9 protein-coding genes are annotated in these 22,908 nt (G+C 75.4%); 5 read left to right on the forward strand and 4 right to left on the reverse strand.

What is annotated here, in order from left to right; genetic code table 11:
- Nucleotides 1-10: 10 nt before the first annotated feature.
- On the forward strand, nt 11-10,942 hold the full coding sequence (locus tag ABZ449_RS25115; protein WP_360349893.1) for a type I polyketide synthase: 10,932 nt from the start codon (nt 11-13) through the stop codon (nt 10,940-10,942).
- A 90-nt stretch (nt 10,943-11,032) separates the two neighbouring features.
- Here the strand turns inward: ABZ449_RS25115 and ABZ449_RS25120 are convergent, their stop codons facing one another.
- The 4 genes from ABZ449_RS25120 to ABZ449_RS25135 all read right to left on the reverse strand — a co-directional run bounded on the left by ABZ449_RS25120 (nt 11,033) and on the right by ABZ449_RS25135 (nt 14,685).
- The gene (locus ABZ449_RS25120; RefSeq protein ID WP_360349896.1) at nt 11,033-11,671 is read right to left on the reverse strand and encodes a response regulator transcription factor; all 639 of its coding nucleotides are present in this window, start codon (nt 11,669-11,671) and stop codon (nt 11,033-11,035) included.
- Nucleotides 11,668-12,903 carry a sensor histidine kinase gene (locus ABZ449_RS25125; RefSeq protein ID WP_360349899.1) on the reverse strand — a complete coding sequence of 412 codons (1,236 nt, stop codon included), beginning with the start codon at nt 12,901-12,903 and terminating at the stop codon, nt 11,668-11,670. The genes ABZ449_RS25120 and ABZ449_RS25125 overlap by 4 nt, the downstream gene beginning before the upstream one ends.
- 80 nt (nt 12,904-12,983) lie before the next feature.
- Nucleotides 12,984-13,712: an ABC transporter permease gene (locus ABZ449_RS25130; RefSeq protein WP_360349916.1), complete on the reverse strand. Its 729-nt coding sequence runs from the start codon at nt 13,710-13,712 to the stop codon at nt 12,984-12,986.
- A 55-nt stretch (nt 13,713-13,767) separates the two neighbouring features.
- Nucleotides 13,768-14,685: an ABC transporter ATP-binding protein gene (locus ABZ449_RS25135; RefSeq protein ID WP_360349902.1), complete on the reverse strand. Its 918-nt coding sequence runs from the start codon at nt 14,683-14,685 to the stop codon at nt 13,768-13,770.
- A gap of 272 nt (nt 14,686-14,957) precedes the next feature.
- Between ABZ449_RS25135 and ABZ449_RS25140 the strand changes: the two genes are divergently transcribed.
- The 4 genes from ABZ449_RS25140 to ABZ449_RS25155 all read left to right on the forward strand — a co-directional run.
- On the forward strand, nt 14,958-16,196 hold the full coding sequence (locus tag ABZ449_RS25140) for a cytochrome P450 (RefSeq protein ID WP_360349904.1): 1,239 nt from the start codon (nt 14,958-14,960) through the stop codon (nt 16,194-16,196).
- A 100-nt stretch (nt 16,197-16,296) separates the two neighbouring features.
- On the forward strand, nt 16,297-17,304 hold the full coding sequence (locus tag ABZ449_RS25145; RefSeq protein WP_360349907.1) for an ATP-binding cassette domain-containing protein: 1,008 nt from the start codon (nt 16,297-16,299) through the stop codon (nt 17,302-17,304).
- Complete coding sequence (locus tag ABZ449_RS25150; protein ID WP_360349910.1) at nt 17,304-18,140, forward strand: ABC transporter permease; 837 nt, start codon at nt 17,304-17,306, stop codon at nt 18,138-18,140. The genes ABZ449_RS25145 and ABZ449_RS25150 overlap by 1 nt, the downstream gene beginning before the upstream one ends.
- Before the next feature lie 339 nt (nt 18,141-18,479).
- Nucleotides 18,480-22,908 (forward strand): beta-ketoacyl synthase N-terminal-like domain-containing protein (locus tag ABZ449_RS25155; protein WP_360349913.1); only part of this gene is annotated, 4,429 nt, incomplete at its 3' end.

The raw sequence follows: 22,908 nt of genomic DNA on the forward strand, positions 1-22,908 counted from the left end.
GGAGCTTGCGATGGCCTCTACCCAGGACTATGTCGAAGCGTTGCGAGCTTCCCTCAAGGAGACGGAGAAGCTTCGCGCGCGAAACCGGGAACTGACCGCCGCGGTCAGCGAACCCGTCGCGATCGTGTCGATGGCGTGCCGCTACCCCGGCGGCGTCGCCTCGCCGGACGACCTCTGGCGGCTGGTCGAACGGGCCGCCGACGCGATCGCGCCCTTCCCCGAGCAGCGCGGCTGGAGCGCGGACGGCCTCGGCGCGGACGCCGCGGCCAGCGACCTCGCCGCCCAAGGCGGCTTCCTCGACGGCGCCGAGCGCTTCGACGCGGCGTTCTTCGGGATCTCCCCGCGCGAGGCCCTGGCCATGGACCCCCAGCAGCGGCTGCTGCTGGAGAGCGGCTGGGAGGCCTTCGAACGGGCCGGGATCGCGCCGGACACCGTCCGCGGCAGCCGGACCGGGGTGTTCGTCGGCGCGACCTCCTCCGGCTACGGCGTCGGTGCGGCCGACGCCGACCAGGGGTACGTCCTGGCCGGCGGGGCGACCAGCGTGCTCTCCGGCCGGGTGGCGTACGTGTTCGGCCTGGAGGGCCCGGCCGTCACCGTGGACACCGCCTGCTCCTCCTCGCTGGTGGCCCTGCACCTGGCCGTCCAGGCGCTGCGCGCCGGCGAGTGCACGCTGGCGCTGGCCGGCGGCGTGACGGTGCTGACCAACGCGGAGGTCTTCCACGCCTTCAGCGCCCAGCAGGGCCTGGCCTCGGACGGGCGCTGCCGCTCCTTCGGCGCCGGCGCGGACGGCACCGGCTGGGGCGAGGGCGTCGGACTGCTGCTGCTGGAGCGGCTCTCGGACGCGCGCCGCAACGGGCACCAGGTGCTGGCGGTGGTGCGGGGCAGCGCGGTCAACCAGGACGGCGCCTCCAACGGGATGACGGCGCCGAACGGCCCCGCGCAGCGCCGGGTGATCCGGCAGGCGCTGGCCACGGCGCGGCTCGCCCCGTCCGAGGTGGACGTGGTGGAGGCGCACGGCACCGGAACGAAGCTGGGCGACCCGATCGAGGCGCAGGCGCTGCTGGCGACCTACGGCCAGGAGCGCCCCGAGGACCGGCCGTTGTGGCTGGGCTCGATCAAGTCCAACATCGGCCACACCCAGTCGGCGGCCGGTGTCGCGGGCATCATCAAGATGGTGCAGGCGATGCGGCACGGGCTGCTCCCGGCCACCCTGCACGCCGAGCAGCCGACGTCCCACGTGGACTGGTCGGCCGGTGCGGTGGAACTGCTGACGGAGGCCCGGCCGTGGCCGGAGGCGGACCGGCCGCGCCGTGCGGGCGTGTCCTCCTTCGGCATCAGCGGCACCAACGCCCACGTCATCCTGGAGCAGGGCGACCCGCTGCCCGCGCCGCAGACGGGCGGCGCCCCGGGCGCGACGCTCTGGCCGGTGTCCGCGAAGACCCCGGACGGGCTGCGCGGACAGGCGCAGCGACTGCGGGACCACCTGGCGACCGGGCCCGACCTGGCGGCCGCCGGGCACGCGCTGGCCGTCACCCGGGCGGGGCTGGAGCACCGCGCGGTGGTGCTCGGCGACTCGGCCGCCGTCCTCGGCGAGGGGCTGGCGGCGCTGGCCGCGGGCGAGCCCGGCGCGGGGGTGGTCACCGGTGCGGTCGCCGAAGGCCGTACGGCGTTCCTGTTCACCGGGCAGGGGGCGCAGCGGGCGGGCATGGGCCGGGACCTGTACGAGGCCTTCCCCGCCTTCGCGGCGGCGTTCGACGCGGTCTGCGCGGAGCTGGACCCGCTGCTGGACCGGCCGCTCAAGGACGTGGTGTTCGGGGGCGCCGAGGACCTGGACCGTACGGTCTGGGCCCAGGCCGGGCTGTTCGCGGTCGAGGTGGCCTCCTTCCGGCTGCTCGAATCCTGGGGCGTGGTGCCGGACGTGCTGCTCGGGCACTCGATCGGTGAGGTGGCGGCGGCGCACGTCGCCGGGGTGTTCCCGTTGGCGGACGCCTGCGCCCTGGTGGCGGCGCGCGGCCGGCTGATGCAGGCGCTGCCGAGCGGTGGCGCGATGCTGGCGGTGCAGGCGGGTGAGGCGGAGGTCCGCGCGGCGATCGGCGACCGCCTCGACATCGCGGCCGTCAACGGTCCCACCTCGGTGGTGGTCTCCGGGCCGGCCGAGGTGGTGGAGGAGTTCGCGGCCGAGTGGGCCGCCCAGGGCCGCAGGACCCGCCGGCTGACGGTCTCGCACGCCTTCCACTCCGCGCTGATGGAGCCGATGCTCGACGGATTCGCCGCCGCCCTGGCGGACGTGACCTTCGCCGAGCCGCGCGTCCCGCTCGTCTCCGACCTGACCGGCGAGATCGCCGGGCCCGGGCTGCTCACCACACCGGACTACTGGGTGCGCCAGGTCCGCGAGGCCGTCCGCTTCGCCGACGGCGTCGAGGCCCTGGGCCGCCGGGGCGTGACCCGGTACGCCGAGCTCGGCCCGGACGGCGTGCTGTGCGGGATGGTCCGACAGGCCGGCGTCGAGGGCACCTTCGCGCCGGTCCTGCGCGGCCCCGGCCACGACGGCGTGCGCACCTTCCACGCCGCCGTCGGCGCGCTCTGGACGGCGGGCGCGGCCGTGGACTGGTCGGCGGTCCACCCGGGGCGGGGCGAGGGACACGTCGCCCTGCCCACGTACGCCTTCCAGCACCAGTCCTACTGGGCCGGCCCCGCCGCCGCGCCCGTGGCCGGGACGGCGGGCGCGGAGAGCGCCGCCGAGAGCGGCTTCTGGTCCGCCGTCGAGCGCGAGGACGTGGCCGAGCTGACCGGCGCCCTCGGCGTGGCCGCGGACCCGGGCGAGCTGCGGGCCGTGCTGCCCGCCCTGTCCTCCTTCCGGCGCCGCAGCCAGGACGAGGCCGTCATCGACTCCTGGCGCTACCGGGTCCGTTGGAAGCCGCTCACCGACGCGCCCGCCGCCGGGACGCTCACCGGCACCTGGCTGGTCGTCTCGACCCCGGGCGACACCGACGCCCAGCGGCTGCTGACCGCCGCCGGCGCCGAGGTGGTCCCGGTCGAGCTCGGCCCCGGCGACACCCGGGCCGAGTTGGCCGCCCGGTTGCGCGAGCTCGCGATCGCCCCGGCCGGCGTGGTGGCCTGCCCGGCCCGGCACCCCGAGCCCGTCCCGGCCACCGTCGCGCTGATCCAGGCGCTCGGCGACGCGGGCCTCGACGCCGCGCTCTGGCTGGCCACCCGCGGCGGAGTCTCGACCGGCCGCTCCGACGGGCCGTCCGACCCGGCGGCGGCGCAGCTCTGGGGCCTCGGCCGGGCCGCCGCCCTGGAGCTGCCGGAGCGCTGGGGCGGGCTGGTCGACCTGCCGCCCGCCGAGGACGCCAGGACGGCCGCCCGGCTGGCCGCCGTCCTGACCGGCACCGAGGACCAGGTGGCCGTCCGGAGCGCCGGCACCTACGTCCGGCGTCTGGTGCGGGCCGCCCGCCCGGACGGGCCCGAGCCGCTCGGGCCGCCCCCGGGCACCGTCCTGGTGACCGGCGGAACCGGGGCGCTCGGCGCCGAGGTGGCCCGCTGGCTCTCCCGCCGGGGCACCCCCCACCTGGTCCTGACCAGCCGGCGCGGCTCGGCGGCCGAGGGCGTCGACGCGCTGGTGGCCGAGCTGACCGGCCTCGGCACCCGGGTGACGGTCGCCGCCTGCGACGCCGCCGACCGGGCGGCACTGGCAGCGGTGCTCGACGCGATCCCGGCCGAACTCCCGCTGACCGGCGTGGTGCACGCGGCCGGCATCGGCCAGGCGACCCCGCTGATGGACACCGCCGTCGAGGAGATCGCCGCCGTGCTCGGCGGAAAGGCCGACGGCGCCGCGCACCTGGACGAGCTGACCGCCGGCCTGCCGCTGGAGCTGTTCGTCGTCTTCTCCTCGATCTCGGCCACCTGGGGCTCCGGCGCCCAGGCCGTCTACGGCGCCGCCAACGCCTACCTGGAGGCCCTGGTCGAGCAGCGCCGGGCGGCCGGCCGCCCGGCGCTGGCCGTGGCGTGGGGCCCCTGGGCGGAGGCCGGCATGGCCGTGCAGGGGGAGTCGGAGGACTTCCTGCGACGGCGCGGGCTCGCCCTGCTCGACCCGGCCCTCGCCGTGCAGGCGCTCGACCGGGCCGTCGGCGGCGGCGAGGCCTGCGTCGCGGTGGCGGACGTCCACTGGGAGCGCTTCGCCCCGGCCTTCACCGCCAGCCGCCGCCGTCCGCTGATCGAGGACCTGCCCGAGGTGGTCCGGGCACTGGAAGCCCCGGCCACCGCCCCGGCCGAGGGGGTCTCCCCGCTGGCCGGGAGGCTCGCCGCGCTTCCGCCCGTCGAGCAGGAGCGGATCCTGCTCGACCTGGTCCGGCGGCTGGCGGCGGCCGTGCTCGGCCACCGCGAGGCGGGCGACGTCCCGCCGGAGACGCCGTTCAAGGGTCTCGGCTTCGACTCGCTCACCGCACTCGAACTGCGCAACGCCCTGGTGGCCGAGACCGGGCTGCGGCTGTCCGCCACCCTGGTCTTCGACCACCCCACGCCGCGCGAACTCGCCGCCCAGCTGCGCGGCGAGCTGCTCGGCACCGCGGCGGCGGCCGAGACCGTGCCGAGCGCCGCCGGCGCCGTGGACGAGCCGATCGCGATCGTCGCGATGAGCTGCCGCTACCCGGGCGGGGTCGAGAGCCCCGAACAGCTCTGGCAGCTGGTCGCCGACCGGGTCGACGCGGTCTCCGCGCTGCCCGACGACCGCGGCTGGCCGCCGCTCCCGGCGCCCTCCGGCGAGGCGGGCACGGACGCCACCTGGGCCGGCGGATTCCTGTCCGGCGTCGCCGACTTCGACCCGGCGCTGTTCGCGATCTCCCCGCGCGAGGCGCTGGCCATGGACCCGCAGCAGCGGCTGCTGCTGGAGACCGTCTGGGAGGCCTTCGAGCGGGCCGGGGTGGACGCGCGCGCGCTGCGCGGCAGCCGCACCGGCGTGTTCATCGGCACCAACGGCCAGGACTACGCGGCGCTGCTCTCCGGCCAGTCCGACAGCGAGGGGCACCGGGGCACCGGCACCGCGGCCGCCGTGCTCTCCGGCCGGATCTCGTACGTGTTCGGGCTGGAGGGCCCGGCGATGACCGTGGACACCGCCTGCTCCTCCTCCCTGGTCGCGCTGCACTCGGCCGCCGAGGCGCTGCGCCGCGGCGAGTGCACCATGGCCCTCGCGGGCGGCGCCACGGTGATGGCGACCCCGTCGGCCTTCGTGGAGTTCAGCCGGCAGCTGGGCCTGGCCGCCGACGGCCGCTGCAAGGCCTTCGCGGCCGGCGCGGACGGTACGGGCTGGGGCGAGGGCGTCGGCATCCTGCTGCTGGAGCGTCTCTCCGACGCGCGCCGCAACGGGCACCGGGTGCTCGGCGTCGTGCGGGGCAGCGCGGTCAACCAGGACGGCGCCTCCAACGGCCTGACCGCCCCGAACGGCCCCGCGCAGGAGCGGGTGATCCGTCAGGCCCTGGCCAACGCCGGGCTGTCGGTCGCCGAGGTGGACGCCGTGGAGGCGCACGGGACGGGCACCCGGCTCGGCGACCCGATCGAGGCGAAGGCCCTGCTCGCCACCTACGGGCAGGACCGCTCCGGGGAGCCGCTCTGGCTGGGCTCGATCAAGTCCAACATCGGCCACACCCAGGCCGCCGCCGGCATCGCCGGGATCATCAAGATGGTCATGGCGATGCGGAACGGCACGCTCCCGGCAACCCTGCACGTGGACGGGCCCACCCCGCACGTCGACTGGTCCACCGGTGCGGTCGAACTGCTGACCGAGGCGCGGCCCTGGCCGCGGGCCGAACGGCCGCGCCGTACCGGCGTCTCCTCCTTCGGCATGAGCGGCACCAACGCCCACGTGATCATCGAGGAGGGCGAGCCGGCCCCGGCCGCGCCCGCCGAGCGGCCGCACGGCCCGGTGCCGTGGCCGCTGTCCGGGCAGAGCCCGGAGGCGCTGCGGGCCCAGGCAGCCAGGCTCGGCGACCACCTGACGGCCCGCCCGGAGGACGGGCGGACCGAGGTGGCCCGGGCGCTGTCCGGCCGGACGGCGCTGGCGCACCGCGCGGTGGTGGTCGGGGCGGACCGGGCCGAGCAGGCCCGGGAGCTGGCGGCGCTGGCCGCCGGCGAGCCCGGCGCGGGCGTGGTCGCGGGCACGGCCGTCGAAGGCCGTACGGCGTTCCTGTTCACCGGGCAGGGAGCGCAGCGGGTGGGCATGGGCCGGGACCTCTACGAGGCCTTCCCCGCCTTCGCGGCGGCGTTCGACGCGGTCTGCGCGGAGCTGGACCTGTACCTGGACCGGCCGGTCCGGGACGTGGTGTTCGAGGGCGCCGAGGACCTGGACCGTACGGTCTGGGCCCAGGCCGGGCTGTTCGCCGTGGAGGTGGCGTCCTTCCGGCTGCTGGAGTCCTGGGGCGTGGCGCCGGACTTCCTGCTCGGTCACTCGATCGGCGAGGTGGCGGCGGCGCACGTCGCCGGGGTGTTCTCGCTGGCGGACGCCTGCGCGCTGGTCGCGGCGCGCGGCCGGCTGATGGAGGCCCTGCCCGAGGGCGGGGCGATGCTGGCGGCCGAGGCCGGCGAGGACGAGGTCCGCGAGGCGATCGGCGAGCGGCTGGACGTCGCCGCCGTCAACGGCCCCACCTCGGTGGTGGTCTCGGGCCCGACCGAGGTCGTCGAGGAGTTCGCGGCCCGCTGGCAGGCCGAGGGCCGCCGGATGCGCCGGCTGACCGTCTCGCACGCCTTCCACTCGGCCCTGATGGAGCCGATGCTCGCCGAATTCTCCTCCGTCCTGGAGAAGCTGACCTTCGCCGAGCCGCGCCTCCCGCTGCTGTCCAACGTCACCGGGACGATCGCCGAACCCGGGCTGCTCACCGAGCCGGACTACTGGGTGCGCCACGTCCGGGCGGCCGTCCGGTTCGCCGACGACGTCGCCTGGCTGGGCGAGCACGGCGTGACCCGCTTCCTGGAGCTCGGCCCCGACGGCGTGCTCTGCGGGCTGGCCCAGCAGAGCCTCCCGGACGCCGTGCTCGCCCCGCTCCAGCGGGCCGGCCGGGACCAGGTGGACGCGCTGTGGCACGGCCTCGGCCGGATCTGGACGGCCGGTGCCCCGGTCGACTGGGCGGCGGCCCTGCCGGCCGGCCCGCGCGCGGAACTGCCCACCTACGCCTTCCAGCGCGCGTGCTACTGGCCTCGGCCGGTCGCCGGAGCCGGGGACGTGGCGGCGCTCGGGCAGGCGCCCGCCGGGCACCCGCTGCTGGGCGCCGTCCTGGCCCTGGCCGGGGACGAGGGCGCGGTGCTCACCGGCCGGCTGTCCACGGCGAGCCACCCGTGGCTGGCCGACCACGCCGTGCTGGGCCGAACGGTGGTGCCCGGCACCGCGCTGGTCGAACTGGCGCTGCGGGCCGGCGAGCAGGTCGGCCGCACGGTGCTGGACGAACTGGTGGTGCGCTCCCCGCTCACGCTCCCCGAGCGGGGCGAGGTCCAGGTCCAGGTCCGGGTGGCCGCGCCCGGCGACGACGGGGACTGCCGGCTGGAGATCCACGCCCGGGCCGACAACGGCGACCGGACGCCCTGGACCTGCCACGCCACCGGCCTGCTGACCGGGACCGAGCAGGCCTCGCCCGCCGAGCACTTCGAGCTGACGGCCTGGCCGCCGCCGGCCGCCGAGCCGGTGCCGCTGGACGGCTTCTACGACACGCTGGCCGACGGCGGCTACGGCTACGGGCCGGCCTTCCGCGGCCTGCGCGCCGTCTGGCGGGCCGAGGACGCGGTCTACGCCGAGGTCGCGCTGCCCGAGCAGGCGGCGCAGGACGCGGCCGGCTTCGCCCTGCACCCGGCGCTGCTGGACGCCGCGCTGCACGCCGTCGGCTTCGCCGGCGGGAGCGAGGTCGAGGGCACCGCCCTGCCGTTCGCCTGGACCGGCGTCCGGGTGGACGCGGTGGGGGCCTCCGTCCTGCGGGCGCGGATCACCCGGGCCGCCGACGGGGTCGCGCTGCGGCTGGCCGACGGCACCGGAAGCCCGGTGGCGACGGTGCGTTCGCTGGTGATGCGCGAGGTGTCCCCGGAAGCGCTCGGCGCCTCGGCCGACACCGGACCGGACGCGCTGTTCGCGGTGGACTGGCGGCCGGTGCCCCCGGCGGCCGGTGCGGCCGAGCCGGACCGAGCCGCCTGGGCGGTGGTCGGCGAGACCGCCCCCGAGGGCGGGCCGGTCCGCCGCCACGGCGACCTGGCGGGCCTGGTCGCCGCCCTGGACGAGGGCGCTGCCGTACCGCCGGTGACCGTCCTGGCCGTCTCCGACCGCGCCGCCGACGCCCAGGGGGCCGAGGCCGTGCACGAGGTGACCGCCCGGGTGCTCGGCGAGGTACGGGCCTGGCTGGCCGAGGAGCGGTTCGCCGACTCCCGGCTGGTCGTGCTCACCCGCGGGGCGACCGAGGCCGGGTCCGGCAGCGCCGGCGAGGCCTCCCTGGCCGGCGCCGCCGTGTGGGGACTGGTCCGCTCCGCGCAGACCGAGAACCCGGACCGGATCGTGCTGGTGGACCTCGAGCCGCAGGGCGGCGCGGCCGACCCGTGGGCCGGCTGGCCCGCCCTGATGGGCGGCGAGGAGCCCCAACTCGCGGTCCGCGGCGGCGACATCAGGGTGCCGAGGCTGGTCCGGGAGGCGAGCGTCGCCCGGCTGGCCCCGCCGGAGCCCGCGGGTGCCTGGCGGCTCGGTCTCGCGGGGCGGGGCACCGGGCTGGAGGACGTGGCGCTGGTGGCCGCGCCGGACGCCGACGCGCCGCTGGGCGCGGGCGAGGTCCGGGTCGCGGTGCGCTCGGCGGGCGTCAACTTCCGGGACGTGCTGATCGGTCTGGGCATGTACCCGGACCGGACGGCCGTGATGGGCTCCGAGGCCTCCGGCGTCGTGCTGGAGGTCGGCTCCGGGGTGACCGACCTCGCCCCGGGCGAGCGGGTCTTCGGCTTCTTCGCCGGCGGCGCGGCCGTCCGGGCCGTCACCGACCGGCGGCTGCTGGCCCGCGTCCCGCAGGGCTGGTCCTTCGCTCAGGCCGCCTCGGTGCCGCTGGTGTTCGCCACCGCCTACTACGGGCTGCGCGACCTCGCCGACGCGAAGCGCGGCGAGTCGGTGCTGGTGCACGCCGCGGCCGGCGGCGTCGGCATGGCGGCCGTCCAACTCGCCCGCCACTTCGGGCTGGAGGTGTACGGCACCGCCAGCCCCGGCAAGTGGCGCACGCTGCGGGAACTGGGGCTGGACGAGGCGCACATCGCCTCCTCCCGCGACCTCGCCTTCGAGGAGCGGTTCCGCGCCGCGACCGGCGGGCGCGGGGTCGACCTGGTGCTCAACTCGCTGGCCGGCGGGTTCACCGACGCCTCGCTGCGGCTGCTGGCCGAGGGCGGGCGCTTCCTGGAGATGGGCAAGACCGACGTCCGGCAGCCGGCCGGCCTCTGGTACCGGGCCTTCGACCTGGGCGAGGCCGGACCGGCCCGGATGGGCGGCATCCTGCACGAGGTGATCGAGCTGTTCGAGGCCGGTGCGCTGCGGATGCTGCCGATCACCGCCTGGGACGTCCGGGACGCGATCGGTGCCTTCCGGCACGTCAGCCAGGCCCGGCACGTCGGCAAGAACGTGCTGACGCTGCCGGTGGAGCCGGACCCCGAGGGCACGGTGCTGATCACCGGCGGCACCGGGACGCTGGGCGGGCTGCTGGCCCGGCACCTGGCCGCCGGCCACGGCGTGCGCCACCTGACCCTGCTGAGCCGTCGCGGTGCGCAGGGCCCGGGTGTGCCGGAACTCCTCGCCGAGCTGGCTGCGTCGGGTGCTCAGGCGGAGGTCGTCGCCTGCGACGCGGCCGACCGCACCGCGCTGGCCCGGCTGCTCGAGGGCCTCACCCGTCCGCTGACGGGCGTGGTGCACGCCGCCGGTGTGCTGGACGACGGGGTGTTCGGCGCCCTGACGCCCGAGCGCCTGTCCGGCGTGCTGCGCCCGAAGGTGGACGCGGCGCTCAACCTGCACGAGCTGACGGCCCACCTGGACCTGTCGATGTTCGTGCTGTACTCCTCGGTGTCGGGCACCTTCGGTTCCGGCGGGCAGGCCAACTACGCGGCCGCGAACGCCTTCCTGGACGCCCTGGCCGCGCGGCGGACGGCCTCCGGCCAGGCCGGCCAGTCGCTGGCCTGGGGTCTGTGGGAGCAGGCCAGCGGGCTCACCGGCCACCTCGGGAAGGTCGACCAGGCCCGGGCCGGCAGCCTCAGCGCACCGCTGTCCACCGCCCGCGCGCTCGCCCTGTTCGACCGGGCGCGCACCGTGGGCCGCTCCCACCTGGTACCGGTGGACATCGACCTGGGCGTGCTGCGCGCCGCCGCCCACCCGGTGCCCGCGCTGCTGCGGGCGCTGGTGGGCGGACCGGTCCGCCGGGCCGCCGACAACCGGCGCCCGGACGGCCCGGCGCTGGCCGAGCGGCTGGCCGCGATGGCCGAGGCCCAGCGCGACGCCGCCCTGCTGGACCTGGTCACCGGGAACGCCGCGGTGGTCCTCGGACACGGCTCGACGGACGCCGTCGCGGCCGACCGGCCGTTCAAGGACCTCGGGTTCGACTCGCTGACCTCGGTCGAGCTGCGCAACCGGCTGAACACCGCCACCGGCCTGCGGCTGCCCCCGACCCTGGTCTTCGACCACCCGACCCCCGCCGCGCTCGCCCGCCACCTGCGGGAGAGCCTGCTGCCGGAGGCCGATCCGGTCGAGGACCTGCTCAGCCGGCTGGCCGGGATGGAGGCCGACCTGGTCGCGCTGGCCGGGGCGGAACGGGCCGGGGCGCGCGCCAGGCTGGAGCAGCTGCTCGACCGGTTGCGGGACGCCGACGTGCCGTCGGCGGAGCAGGACGACAGCGATCTGGAGTCGGCGACGGCGGAGGACATCTTCGCCCTGATCGACGACGAGCTGGGGAGCTGACGAGAGGCCGGGGAGCCGACGGCGCGCTCGGGAGCTGACGAGAGGCCGGGGAACCGACGGCGGGCCGCCCCTCACGGGGGGCGGCCCGTCTCAGGTCACCAGACCGCGCCGGAACGCCTCGCCGACCGCGCCCGCCCGGTCGCGCACGCCGAGCTTGTCGTAGATCCGCAGCAGGTGCGTCTTCACGCTGGCCTCGGTGATGAAGAGCTTGCCGGCGACCTCCTTGTTGGAGGAGCCGTGGGCGACCAGCCGCATCACCTCCAGCTCGCGGGCGCTCAGCACACCGAGGCTGGGCCGGCGCACCCGGTCCATCAGCCGCTTGGTGATGGTGGGGGAGAGCATCGCGTCGCCCCGCGCCGCCACCCGGGCCGCGCGCAGCAGCTCCTCGGTGGGCGCGTCCTTGAGCAGGTAGCCGGTGGCGCCCGCCTCGATCGCGGGCAGTACGTCGTTGTCGGTGTCGAAGGTGGTCAGCACCAGCACCCGTACCTCGGGCGCGCTCTCGCCGAGCCGCTGGATCGCGGTGACGCCGTCCATCACCGGCATCCGCAGGTCCATCAGCACCAGGCCGGGTTTCAGCTCGGCGACCAGGTCGAGCGCCTCGGCGCCGTTGCCGGCCTCGCCGACCACCTCGAACTCGGGGCTGTTGGCGAACGCGCCGCGCAGCCCGTCCCGGACGATCGGGTGGTCGTCCACGATCAGCAGCCGGACGGGCGCGGTCGAGGCGCTCATGCGTCGCCGCCCCGGCGGATCGCGGGCACGCTCGCGTTGACCGCGGTGCCCGAGCCGGGCGCGCTCTCCACGGTCAGCGTCCCGAGCACCCGGTCGAGCCGCCGGCGCAGGCCGTCCAGCCCGTAGCCGCCCTCGCCGTCGACGGGCGGCGGCCCGTCGAGGTCGGTCACGGTGAAGCCGACCCCGTCGTCGTGAACGTCCAGCATGACCGTGTCCTCCAGGTAGGAAATAGTCAGCCTGACCTTACTGGCAGCGGCGTGCTTCGCCACGTTCGCGAGCGTCTCCTGGGCGACGCGGAACAGCGCGATCTCGATCTCCGTCAGCAGCGGGACGGGATCGCCGGTGGCCTCCACGCAGGCCGGGACTCCCTCGCGGGCCGACCAGCGCCGGGCGAGGTCCTGGATCGCGTTCGGCAGCTGCGCCTCCTCGAGCTCCACCGGCCGCAGCGCGGCCACCGAGCGCCGGGCCGCGGTGAGGCTCTCCCGCGCCAGCACCCGGGCCTGTTCGAGGTGCCACTCGCGCTGCTCGGGCCGCGGCCGGGCCTGGTCGGCGGCCTGGAGCTGGGTGACGATGCCGGCCAGCCCCTGGGCGATGGTGTCGTGGATCTCCCGGGCCATCCGCTGCCGCTCGTCCTGGATGCCCGCCTCCCGGGCCTGGATCAGCAGTTGGGCGTGCAGGCCGTTGTTCTCGGTGATCACCGTCTGCAACTCGGCCACCAGCCGCCGGCGTTCCTCGCTGCGCTCGTTGAAGCGCTGCGACAGGTTGCCGAAAAGGCCGATCAGACAGGTCTGGAGGAAGACCGAGGCGGCCGCGATGGCGATCCGCTCCGGGGTGTCCGGCACCCCGCCGGGGATCAGGTTGACGATCAGCGAGGTGGCGCAGACGCTGGCGAAGGCCCACTGCGGCGGGAGCAGGTCGTAGGCCTGCACGAACCCGATCACGGCGAACACGAAGAAGATCGGGTGCTGCGTCATCAGCAGCGCGGCCAGCACCTGTTGGCCCGCCACGTAGGTCAGCATCGGGCCGGTGCGGCCGGTCCACCGCGTCGACCGCAGGGTGTACATCGCCAGCGTCCACGCGGCGGTCACCACGACCAGCGGGAGGACGGTGACGTGCGCGGTGGCCGTGCCCTCCTCCGGCTGCACGACGCACAGCACGGTGGCCACGCTCAGCAGCACGATCGGCAGGGGGGCGAGGAAGCGGCGGAGCTCGATCGGTTCGTCGCTCTTCATGGTGCTGCTCCTCGCCCCCGCTGCTCCCCGGCTCCCCGCCGTCCCGCGACCGCCCGTGATCACGGAACTCCAGCCTATGCCTACTCCCAGCGGAAGAGGCGCGCCGCCGCGACACCGAAGACCACCGTGTAGCCGACCAGGACCAACAGCGCCGTGGCGCCCGGCAGATGACCCTTGGCCACGTCGCCGAAGGCCTGGACGGAGGCGCCGAGCGGAGTGAAGTCACCGATCCGGTTGACCGCGGCGGGCATCTGGTCGCGCGGCACGTACAGGCCCGCGAAGAACATCAGCGGGAAGAACAGCATGCTGCCCGCGCCGGTGGCGGCCTTGGTGGTCTTGAGCACCGAGGCGACGAACAGCCCGATGGACAGCACGGCGGTGGCCGAGAGCAGGAAGGTGAGCACGAAGCCGGCCGGGTTGTCCGGCAGCTTGACGTCCCACAGCAGGCGGGCGGTCGCGAGCACCAGGACGGTGGTGGCGATCGCCACGGTGATCTGCACCACCAACTGGGCGACCAGCACCCGGGCCGGGCCCACCGGCGTGGTCGACAGCCGGCGCAGGATGCCCTTCTCCCGGTAGCCCACCAGGTAGGTCGGGGTGATGAACAGGCCGGTCATCGCGAAGGCCAGCACCACGGTGACGGGCGTGTAGGAGTCGATGACGCGCTGGCCGAGGTCGGCCTTGAACTCGCGGGAGGACGGGATGCTGCCGATGATCACCACCAGGGCGACCGGGAAGAGCAGCGTCCAGAAGTACGCGGCCGGGTCTCGCAGGAAGAGCTTGAACTCCACGGCCGTGAGCCGGTTCATCGCCCGCACGGGGGGTCTCCTTCTAGGGGTCAGGGGCTTGCTACGGGGCCGGGGATCAATGGGAGGGGTGGTCGAACCGGCGGCCGGTCAGGGCGAGGAACGCGTCCTCCAGACTGGCCAGCTCCGCGCGCAGGTCGGCCGCGACGATCTGGTTGCGGGCGAGCGCCGAGGTGACGGCGTACACCAGGTTGCCGGTGCCGGTGACCTCCACCTGGGAGCCGTGCCGCTGCACCGAGGTCACCTCGGGCAGCGAGGTCAGGATGGCGTCGTCGAGCGGAGAGGTCGGGCGGAAGCGCACCTTCTGCTCCGCGCCCACCCCGGCCACCAGACCGGCGGGGGAGTCCAGCGCGACGATCCGGCCGCCGTCGATCAGGGCCAGCCGGTCGCAGAGCCGCTCGGCCTCCTCCATGAAGTGGGTGACCAGGACGACGGTGATGCCCCGGGCGCGGACCTGCTCGATCAGCTCCCAGGTGTCCCGCCGGGCCGCCGGGTCCAGACCGGTGGTCAGCTCGTCCAGCACGGCGACCTTCGGGTTGCCGACCAGCGCCAGCGCGATGGACAGCCGCTGCTTCTGGCCCCCGGAGAGGCTGGCGAACGGACTGTCCATCTTGTCCAGCAGGTTCAGCTCGGCGAGCAGCTCCCGCCAGTCCGCGTGGTCCTCGTAGAAGGAGGCGTACAGCTCCATCGCCTCGGCGACCCGCAGCTTGTCGGGCATCTCGCTCTTCTGCAGCTGCATGCCCAGGATGTGGCGCAGCTTGGCGCCGTCGTGCCGGGGGTCCAGGCCGTGCACCGAGATGCTGCCGCCGGACGGCTTGCGCAGCCCGGCGATGCACTCGACCGTGGTGGTCTTCCCGGCGCCGTTGGGGCCGAGGATGCCGAAGATCTCCCCCTCCCGCACCTCGAAGGAGATGTCGTCCACGACGACCTTCTGGCCGTACTGCATCCGCAGGTTCGAAACGACGATCGCTGGCACCGTCTTGGTCTCCGTTCTCCGAGGTCCCACCAGTGTCCGGCCCGCACCGCTCCGCCCGGATCGACCCGGTGACATCCGTACGGTGGAACTTCCCGCGATCGAACGGTTGACACCCGGGCGTCCCGGACCGCCACCGCTCGTCGCGGCGGGCTCCGGGGATCCCCGGCCCCCGGCCCCTATTTCGCCTCCCCGGGCCACGGATAGGGGTGTCGGCCCCTTCGCCGCCGTGCCACGCTCGGCCCCATCCGCGGAGGCTGAAGGGGCACAGGACGATGGAGTCGAGTGAGCGGCAACTCCGGGCGCAGATGCGCTTCTTCCACGACCTGGTGCGCAAGCTCACCGCCCAGGGCGATCCCTACGCCAAGGTGCTGAGCGCGCCCGACAACCCCTACCCCGCGTACGAGGAGATCCGGGCGCGGGGACGGATCTACCGCAGCCCGCTGGGCACCTGGGTCACCACCGACCACGAACTCGCCAACCAGGTGCTGCGGGACAAGCGCTTCGGCGTGCGCAAGGCGGACGGCGAGAAGGTGCCGGAGTTCATGAACTTCGACAACTCCATGCTCGGCCTCGACCCGCCGCACCACACCCGGCTGCGCCGGATGACCATGCCCACGCTCAACCCCCGCATCGTCGAGCGCTGGCGCGGCCGGGCCGAGGAGATCTGCCACCGCCTGATCGACGACATCCTGGCCGAGGGCGACCGGTTCGACCTGATGACCGCCTTCGCCCACCACCTGCCGACCGCGGTGATCGGCGACCTGGTCGGCATCCCCGAGGAGGACCGGGAGCACTTCCACCACCTCAGCCGGGAGATCGTCCCGCTGCTGGACGGCGTGGTCACCTACGAGAAGGCGCGCAGCGTGGACGCCGCCATCGCCGGGATGACCGAACTGTTCACCCGGATCGTCGAGCAGCGCCGGGTCGAGCCGCGCGAGGACATGATCAGCCGGATGCTGCCGCTGGTCGACGAGGGCAGCCTGAGCATGGACGAACTGCTGCCGCTGTGCATGTTCCTGCCGCTGGCCGGCACCGAGACCACCGTCAACCTGATCGGCAACGGCATCCTGGCGCTGCTGCGCCACCCCGAGCAGTGGCGGATGGTGGCCGAGAACCCGGACCTGGCCCAGGCCGTGGTCAACGAGACGCTGCGCCACGACCCGCCGGTGCAGACCTACCGGCGGATCGCCCACGAGCCGGTCGAGCTGGGCGGGGTCGCCCTGCCCGTCGACGGCGAACTGGCGATCGTGGCCGCCGGGGCCAACCGGGACCCGAAGGTCTTCCCCGACCCGGCCCGCTTCGACATCACCCGGGTCAGCCGCAACGACACCCTGGCGTTCTCGGCCGGCATCCACTACTGCCTCGGCGCACCGCTGGCCAGGTTCGAGGCCGAGGTGGCCTACCGGACCCTCATCTCCCGGATGCCCGGGCTGCGGCAGGCCGGGCCGGTGCGCCGGCGGGGCTCCTTCATCATCCGCGGCCTGCGGGAGTTCCCGCTGTCGGCGGGCTGACCCGGCGTCGGCGCACGGCTCCCCACCGCGGGTCGGCCGCGACCGGACCACGACCGCGTACGGCGCGACCCGCGCATCCGGCACACCCAGTGGAGAAATCATGGCGGAACCGATCGTCCTCGCCGAAGGACTGCACAAGCACTTCGGCGAGGTCCACGCCCTGCGAGGGCTCGACCTCGCCGTCCCGGCCGGGACGGTCTGCGGGGTGCTCGGCCCCAACGGCGCCGGCAAGACCACCGCGGTGAACATCCTCTCGACCCTGATGGACCCGGACGCCGGGCACGCCAGGATCGCCGGGCTGGACGTGGTCCGCCAGGCCGACCGGGTGCGCTCGGTGATCGGCCTGACCGGACAGTACGCCGCGGTGGACGAGAAGCTGACCGGCCGCGGCAACCTGCGGATGTTCGGCCGGCTCCACCACCTGCCCCGGCGGCAGGTGATCCAGCGGGCCGACGAACTCCTGGAGCGCTTCGACCTGATGGAGGCGGCCGACCGGCAGGTGCGCGGCTACTCCGGCGGCATGCGCCGCCGGCTCGACCTCGTCGCCAGCCTGATCGTGCGCCCCCAGGTGCTCTTCCTGGACGAGCCGACCACCGGCCTCGACCCGCGCAGCCGCGGCGAGATCTGGGACTGCGTGCGGGAACTCGTCGCCGACGGCACCACCGTGCTGCTCACCACCCAGTACCTGGACGAGGCCGACCACCTGGCCGACGACATCGCGGTGGTGGACGGCGGCCGGGTGATCGCCGAGGGCACTCCCGACGGGCTCAAGTCGATGATCGGCGACCGCTTCGACGTGGTCGTCGAGGACCCGGGGCTGCTGTCGCAGGCCGCCGCCGTGCTGCACCGGCTGGCCGGGGCCGAGCCGACCGAGACCGGCGAGAACAGCCTGAGCGTGCCGTCCGCGAACGGCGCCGTGCGGGTCGCCGAGCTCGTCCGGGAGCTGGACAGGGCGGGGGTCGCGGTCGCCGACGTCAGCCTGCGCCGCCCCACCCTCGACGAGGTGTTCCTGCGCCTCACCGACCGCTCGGCCCCGACCGACACCGAAACCGACGGCGACGCCCCGGCCGGCGCCCGAGCCGCCGACCGACTCAAGGACCACGCCTGATGACCGTCCAGAGCACCCCCGTTGCCCGCCGGACCCCGGTGACCCGTCTGCGCTGGGCCCTGGCGGACGGCCTCGTCCTCGTCGGGCGCGAGTTCAGCCGGCTGCGGCAGGAACCCGGCTCGCTGATCGCCGCCCTGATCTTCCCCGCCGTGATGGTGCTGCTGTTCGGCTACGTCTTCGGCAGCGCGATCCAGGTGCCGGGCGGCGGTGACTACCGCGCCTTCCTGATGCCGGGGCTGTTCGCCATGGTGACGGCCAGTTCGGTGGTCGCGGTGATCGAGAGGGTCGCCGGCGACGTCTCGCGCGGACTGATGAACCGGTTCCGCTCGATGCCGATGTCCCGGGTCGCGGTGCCCTTCGGACACACCGCCTCCGACCTGGTCGGCGGCCTGCTCAGCATCGCGATCATGGCGGTCGCCGGCCTGCTGGTCGGCTGGCGCGCCTCCGACGGGCTGCTGAACGCCCTGGCCGGCTTCGGACTGCTGGTGCTGATGCGCTACGCGCTCAGCTGGGTCGGCTGCTTCTTCGGCCTGAAGGTCCCCAACGAGCAGATGGCGCAACAGCTCACGCTGCTGGTGATGCCGGTGACCGTGCTGTCGAACGCCTTCGTGCCGACCGACGGGCTGCCCGGCTGGCTGCGGTTCATCGCCGAGTGGAACCCGCTCAGCGCCCTGACCGCCGCCTGCCGCGAGCTGTTCGGCAACCCGGGGACGGTGGCCGGCTCGCACGCCTGGCCGGTGGACCACCCGGTGGCCGCGACGGTGCTGTGGTCGGTGGGACTGCTGGTGGTCTTCGTTCCGCTGTCGGTGCGTTCGTTCCAGCGCAAGAACCGCTGACCCGGCGAGGGCCGGTCCGGCACGGATCCGCCGGACCGGCCCCAGGGCCGGCGGGGATCCCCGGGAAGGGACCGGGGTCCCGCCGGAAGTCCCCGGACCGGCACCCCTAACTGTGGGGCCGGTCCGCGGGGACCGGCATCCGCCCTGCTTAGGGGTTGGTGCCGGTGGATCCGCTCCCTAAGCTCGCGGATGACTCGCCATCAGGTACGACGGGAATCTCCACCCGGCGGACCGCGGTGGCCCTTGCGAAACGCCAAATCCGCCAGGTCGACGTGGTGGGCGATTCCACCCGTGAATTTCGTACGGCTATTTCCGGCGCATTACGTGTTGAGGTGTCCCATGCCTGAGGTCCATGCCGATGACGCTGCCATCGCCGTCGTAGGAATCGCCTGCCGCCTGCCGGGCGCCGCGAACCCGCGCGCCTTCTGGAAGCTGCTGTGCGACGGCGTGGACGCGATCGGGGAGTTCCCCGTCGACCGCGGCGAGCCGGCCGACCGGGACGTGCCGCGCCGCGGCGGCTTCCTCGACCGGATCGACGGGTTCGACCCGGGCTTCTTCGGCATCTCGCCGCGCGAGGCCACCGCCATGGACCCGCAGCAGCGGCTCATGCTGGAGCTGAGCTGGGAGGCGCTGGAGGACGCCCGGATCGTGCCGGACGCCCTGCGCGGCAGCCGCACCGGCGTCTTCGTCGGCGTGATGGCCTCCGACTACGCCACCCTCGCCGAGCGCGGCGGCACCGCGCGGATCGGCCCGCACTCCCTGGCCGGCCTGCAGCGCGGCCTGATCGCCAACCGGGTCTCCTACGCCGTCGGCCTGCGCGGCCCCAGCATGACCGTCGACGCCGGACAGTCCTCCTCCCTGGTCGCCGTGCACGTCGCCGCCGACAGCCTGCGGCGCGGCGAGGCCACCCTCGCCCTGGCCGGCGGGGTGCACCTGATCGCGGCCCCGGAGAGCACCGTCGGCGCGGCCCGCTTCGGCGCGCTCTCCCCGGACGGCCGCTGCTACACCTTCGACGAGCGCGCCAACGGCTACGTCCGCGGCGAGGGCGGCGTGGTCGTCGCACTCAAGACCGTCGCCCGGGCCGTCGCCGACGGCGACCGGATCCACGCCGTCATCCGCGGCAGCGCCGTCAACAACGACGGCGGCGGCGACAGCCTGACCACCCCCAGCCGCGACGCCCAGGCCGACGTGCTCGCCGCCGCCTACCGCCGCGCCGGGATCGCCCCCGCCGCGGTGCGCTACGTCGAACTGCACGGCACCGGCACGGCCGTCGGCGACCCGATCGAGGCGGCGGCCCTCGGCACCGTCCTCGGCGCCGGCCGCACCGCCGACACCGCGCTGCGGGTCGGCTCCGCCAAGACCAACATCGGCCACCTCGAAGGCGCCGCCGGCGCGGCCGGCCTGCTCAAGGCCGTCCTGTCGGTGGCCAACCGGCAGCTCCCGCCGAGCCTCAACTTCGAGCGCCCCAACCCGCGCATCCCGCTGGACGAACTCGGCCTGCGGGTGCAGACCGCCCTCGAACCCTGGCCCGAGGGCCCGCGGATCGCGGGCGTCAGCTCCTTCGGCATGGGCGGCACCAACTGCCACGTCGTGCTCACCGACTGGCCCGGCCGGGCCGAGGAGCCGCGCGAGCGGACCGCCCCCGCCGACGCGCCGGTGCTCTGGCCGCTGTCCGGCCGCACCGGGGACGCGCTGCGCGAGCAGGCCGCCCGGCTGCGCGCCCACCTGGAGACCGCTCCCGCCGCCGACCCGGCCGACATCGGCCACTCCCTGGCCACCACCCGCGCCGCCTTCGGCCACCGGGCGGCCGTGCTCGGCCGCAGCCGGGACGAACTGCTGCGCCGCCTCGGCTCCCTGGCCGCCGGCGAGCCCGTGCGCGGGGTGGTCTCCGGGGAGACGGACGAGGGCCGCACGGCCTTCCTGTTCTCCGGCCAGGGCTCGCAGCGCGTCGGCATGGGCCGGGGCCTGTACGAGGCGTTCCCGGTGTTCGCCGAGGCCTTCGACGCGGTCTGCGCGGAGCTGGACCCGCTGCTCGGCCGGTCGGTGAAGGACGTGGTGTTCGGGGGCGCCGAGGAGCTGGACCGTACGGTCTGGACCCAGGCCGGGCTGTTCGCGGTCGAGGTGGCGACCTTCCGACTGCTCGAATCCTGGGGTGTGGCACCGGAGTTCCTGCTCGGGCACTCGATCGGCGAGATCGCCGCCGCGCACGTGGCCGGGGTGTTCCCGCTGGCGGACGCGTGCGCCCTGGTGGCGGCTCGCGGCCGGCTGATGGAGGCGCTGCCCGAGGGCGGCGCGATGCTCGCCGTGCAGGCCTCCGAGGCCGAGGTGCGCGCGGAGATCGGCGAGCGGCTGGACGTCGCGGCCGTCAACGGCCCCACCTCGGTGGTGGTTTCGGGTCCGGTCGAGACGGTCGAGGAGTTCGCGGCCGAGTGGGCCGCGCAGGGCCGCAAGACCAGCAGGCTGACCGTCTCGCACGCCTTCCACTCGGCCCTGATGGAGCCGATGCTCGCCGAATTCGCCGCGGTCCTCGCCGAGTTGACGTTCAGCGAGCCGCGGATCCCGATCGTCTCCGACCTGACCGGCGAGATCGCCGAGCCCGGACAGCTCACCACCCCCGACTACTGGGTCCGCCAGGTCCGCGAGGCCGTCCGCTTCGCCGACGGCGTCGAGGCGCTGAACCGCCGGGGCGTCACCCGCTTCCTCGAACTCGGCCCCGACGGCGTGCTCTGCGCGATGGCCCGCCAGACCGGCGCCGAGGGCGCGCTCGTCCCGGCCCTGCGCAAGGACCGCGACGACGCGGAGACCCTGCTCGGCGCCGTCGCCCGGCTGCACACCGCCGGCGTGCCGCTGGACTGGGACGCCGTCTTCGCCGGCCACGACCCCCGACCGGTCGACCTGCCCACCTACGCCTTCCAGCGCCGCCGCTTCTGGCTGGACGCGCCCGCCGCTCCGGCCGTCGAACCCGCCGCCTCCGCGCCGGCCCCGACCCAGGCCCCGGCCGGGGTTCCGGCCGAGCGCGCCGCCGAGCGCCGGGACGACCGGGCGCTGCTCCACCAGATCCGCGCCCAGGTCGCCGCCGTCCTCGACTACGAGACCCCCGCGGACGTGGACGCCCGGCTCACCTTCCGCGACCTCGGCTTCGACTCGCTCACCGCCGTCGAACTGCGCGACCGTCTCGCCGTCGCCACCCGGCTGCGGCTGCCGGACTCCCTGATCTTCGACCACCCGACCCCGCTGCGACTGGCCGAGCACCTCTCCGGCCTGCTCTACGGCGAGCCCGCCGCCGTCGCGCCCGCGGCGCCCGCCGCCGGGAGCGACGAGCCGATCGCGATCGTCGCCATGAGCTGCCGCTACGCGGGCGGCATCGACACCCCCGAGGCCCTCTGGCAGGCCGTCCTCGACGGCCGCGACCTGGTCACCGGCTTCCCCGAGGACCGCGGCTGGGACATCGCCGGCGTCTACGCCGACGAGGGCCGCAACCCGACCGGCGCGCTCACCCCCGCCGGGGCGTTCCTCACCGACGCGACCCGCTTCGACGCGGCGTTCTTCGGCATCTCCCCGCGTGAGGCCCTCGCCATGGACCCGCAGCAGCGGCTCCTGCTGGAGACCGCCTGGGAGGCCGTCGAGCGCCTCGGCGTCGACCCGGCCGCGCTGCGCGGCAGCCGCACCGGCGTGTTCGTCGGCGCCACCGCCCAGGACTACGGCCCCCGGCTGCACGAGGCCCCGGCCGACCTGGAAGGCCACCTGCTGACCGGCAACACCGCGAGCGTCGCCTCCGGCCGGATCGCCTACGTGCTGGGCCTGGAGGGCCCGGCGGTCACCGTGGACACGGCCTGCTCCTCCTCGCTGGTCGCCCTGCACCTGGCCGCCCAGTCGCTGCGCCTCGGCGAGTGCGAACTGGCCCTGGCCGGCGGTGCCACCGTGCTGGCGACGCCCGGCATGTTCATCGAGTTCAGCCGGCAGCAGGGCCTGTCGGCCGACGGCCGGTGCAAGGCCTTCGCCGAGGGCGCCGACGGCACCGGCTGGGGCGAGGGCGTGGGCCTGCTGGCCCTGGAGCGGCTCTCCGACGCCGAACGGCTGGGCCACCCGGTGCTCGCGGTGATCCGCGGCAGCGCCATCAACCAGGACGGCGCCTCCAACGGCCTCGCCGCGCCGAACGGCCCCTCCCAGGAGCGGGTGATCCGCCAGGCGCTGGCCGGCGCCGGACTCACCGCCGCCGACGTGGACGCCGTCGAGGCGCACGGCACCGGCACCGCCCTCGGCGACCCGATCGAGGCCGGGGCGCTGCTGGCCACCTACGGCCGGGACCGCGCCGCCGAGGACCCGCTCTGGCTCGGCTCGGTGAAGTCGAACATCGGGCACACCCAGGCGGCGGCCGGCGTCGCCGGGATCATCAAGATGGTGCAGGCGATGCGGCACGGCACGCTGCCGCGCACCCTGCACGCCGACGCCCCCTCCAGCCGGGTGGACTGGACCGCCGGCGGCGTCCGGCTGCTGACCGAGGCCCGGGACTGGCCCGAGCACGGGCGCCCGCGCCGGGCGGCGGTCTCCTCCTTCGGCATCAGCGGCACCAACGCCCACATGATCGTCGAGAGCGTGCCGCAGGTCGCCCCGGCGGCCCCGGCCGCCCCCGTGACCGGTCCGCTGCCGTTCCCGCTCTCCGCCCACGGCGAGGCCGCGCTGCGCGCCCAGGCCGCCCGGCTGGCCGAGGCCGTCCGCACCGGCGCCGCGCCGGTCGCCGGGTCCGCCGCCGCGCCGGCCGTCGGGT

This window comes from Kitasatospora sp. NPDC005856, from assembly GCF_040629945.1.
GTDB lineage: Bacteria > Actinomycetota > Actinomycetes > Streptomycetales > Streptomycetaceae > Kitasatospora.

Bases quoted from the DNA above. Each gene is read 5' to 3' on its own strand.
- ABZ449_RS25145 (WP_360349907.1), top strand. From the start codon at position 16,297: ATGGCGGAACCGATCGTCCTCGCCGAAGGACTGCACAAGCACTTCGGC.
- ABZ449_RS25150 (WP_360349910.1), top strand. From the start codon at position 17,304: ATGACCGTCCAGAGCACCCCCGTTGCCCGCCGGACCCCGGTGACCCGT.
- ABZ449_RS25125 (WP_360349899.1), bottom strand. From the start codon at position 12,903: ATGAAGAGCGACGAACCGATCGAGCTCCGCCGCTTCCTCGCCCCCCTG.
- ABZ449_RS25115 (WP_360349893.1), top strand. From the start codon at position 11: ATGGCCTCTACCCAGGACTATGTCGAAGCGTTGCGAGCTTCCCTCAAG.
- ABZ449_RS25140 (WP_360349904.1), top strand. From the start codon at position 14,958: ATGGAGTCGAGTGAGCGGCAACTCCGGGCGCAGATGCGCTTCTTCCAC.
- ABZ449_RS25120 (WP_360349896.1), bottom strand. From the start codon at position 11,671: ATGAGCGCCTCGACCGCGCCCGTCCGGCTGCTGATCGTGGACGACCAC.
- ABZ449_RS25130 (WP_360349916.1), bottom strand. From the start codon at position 13,712: ATGAACCGGCTCACGGCCGTGGAGTTCAAGCTCTTCCTGCGAGACCCG.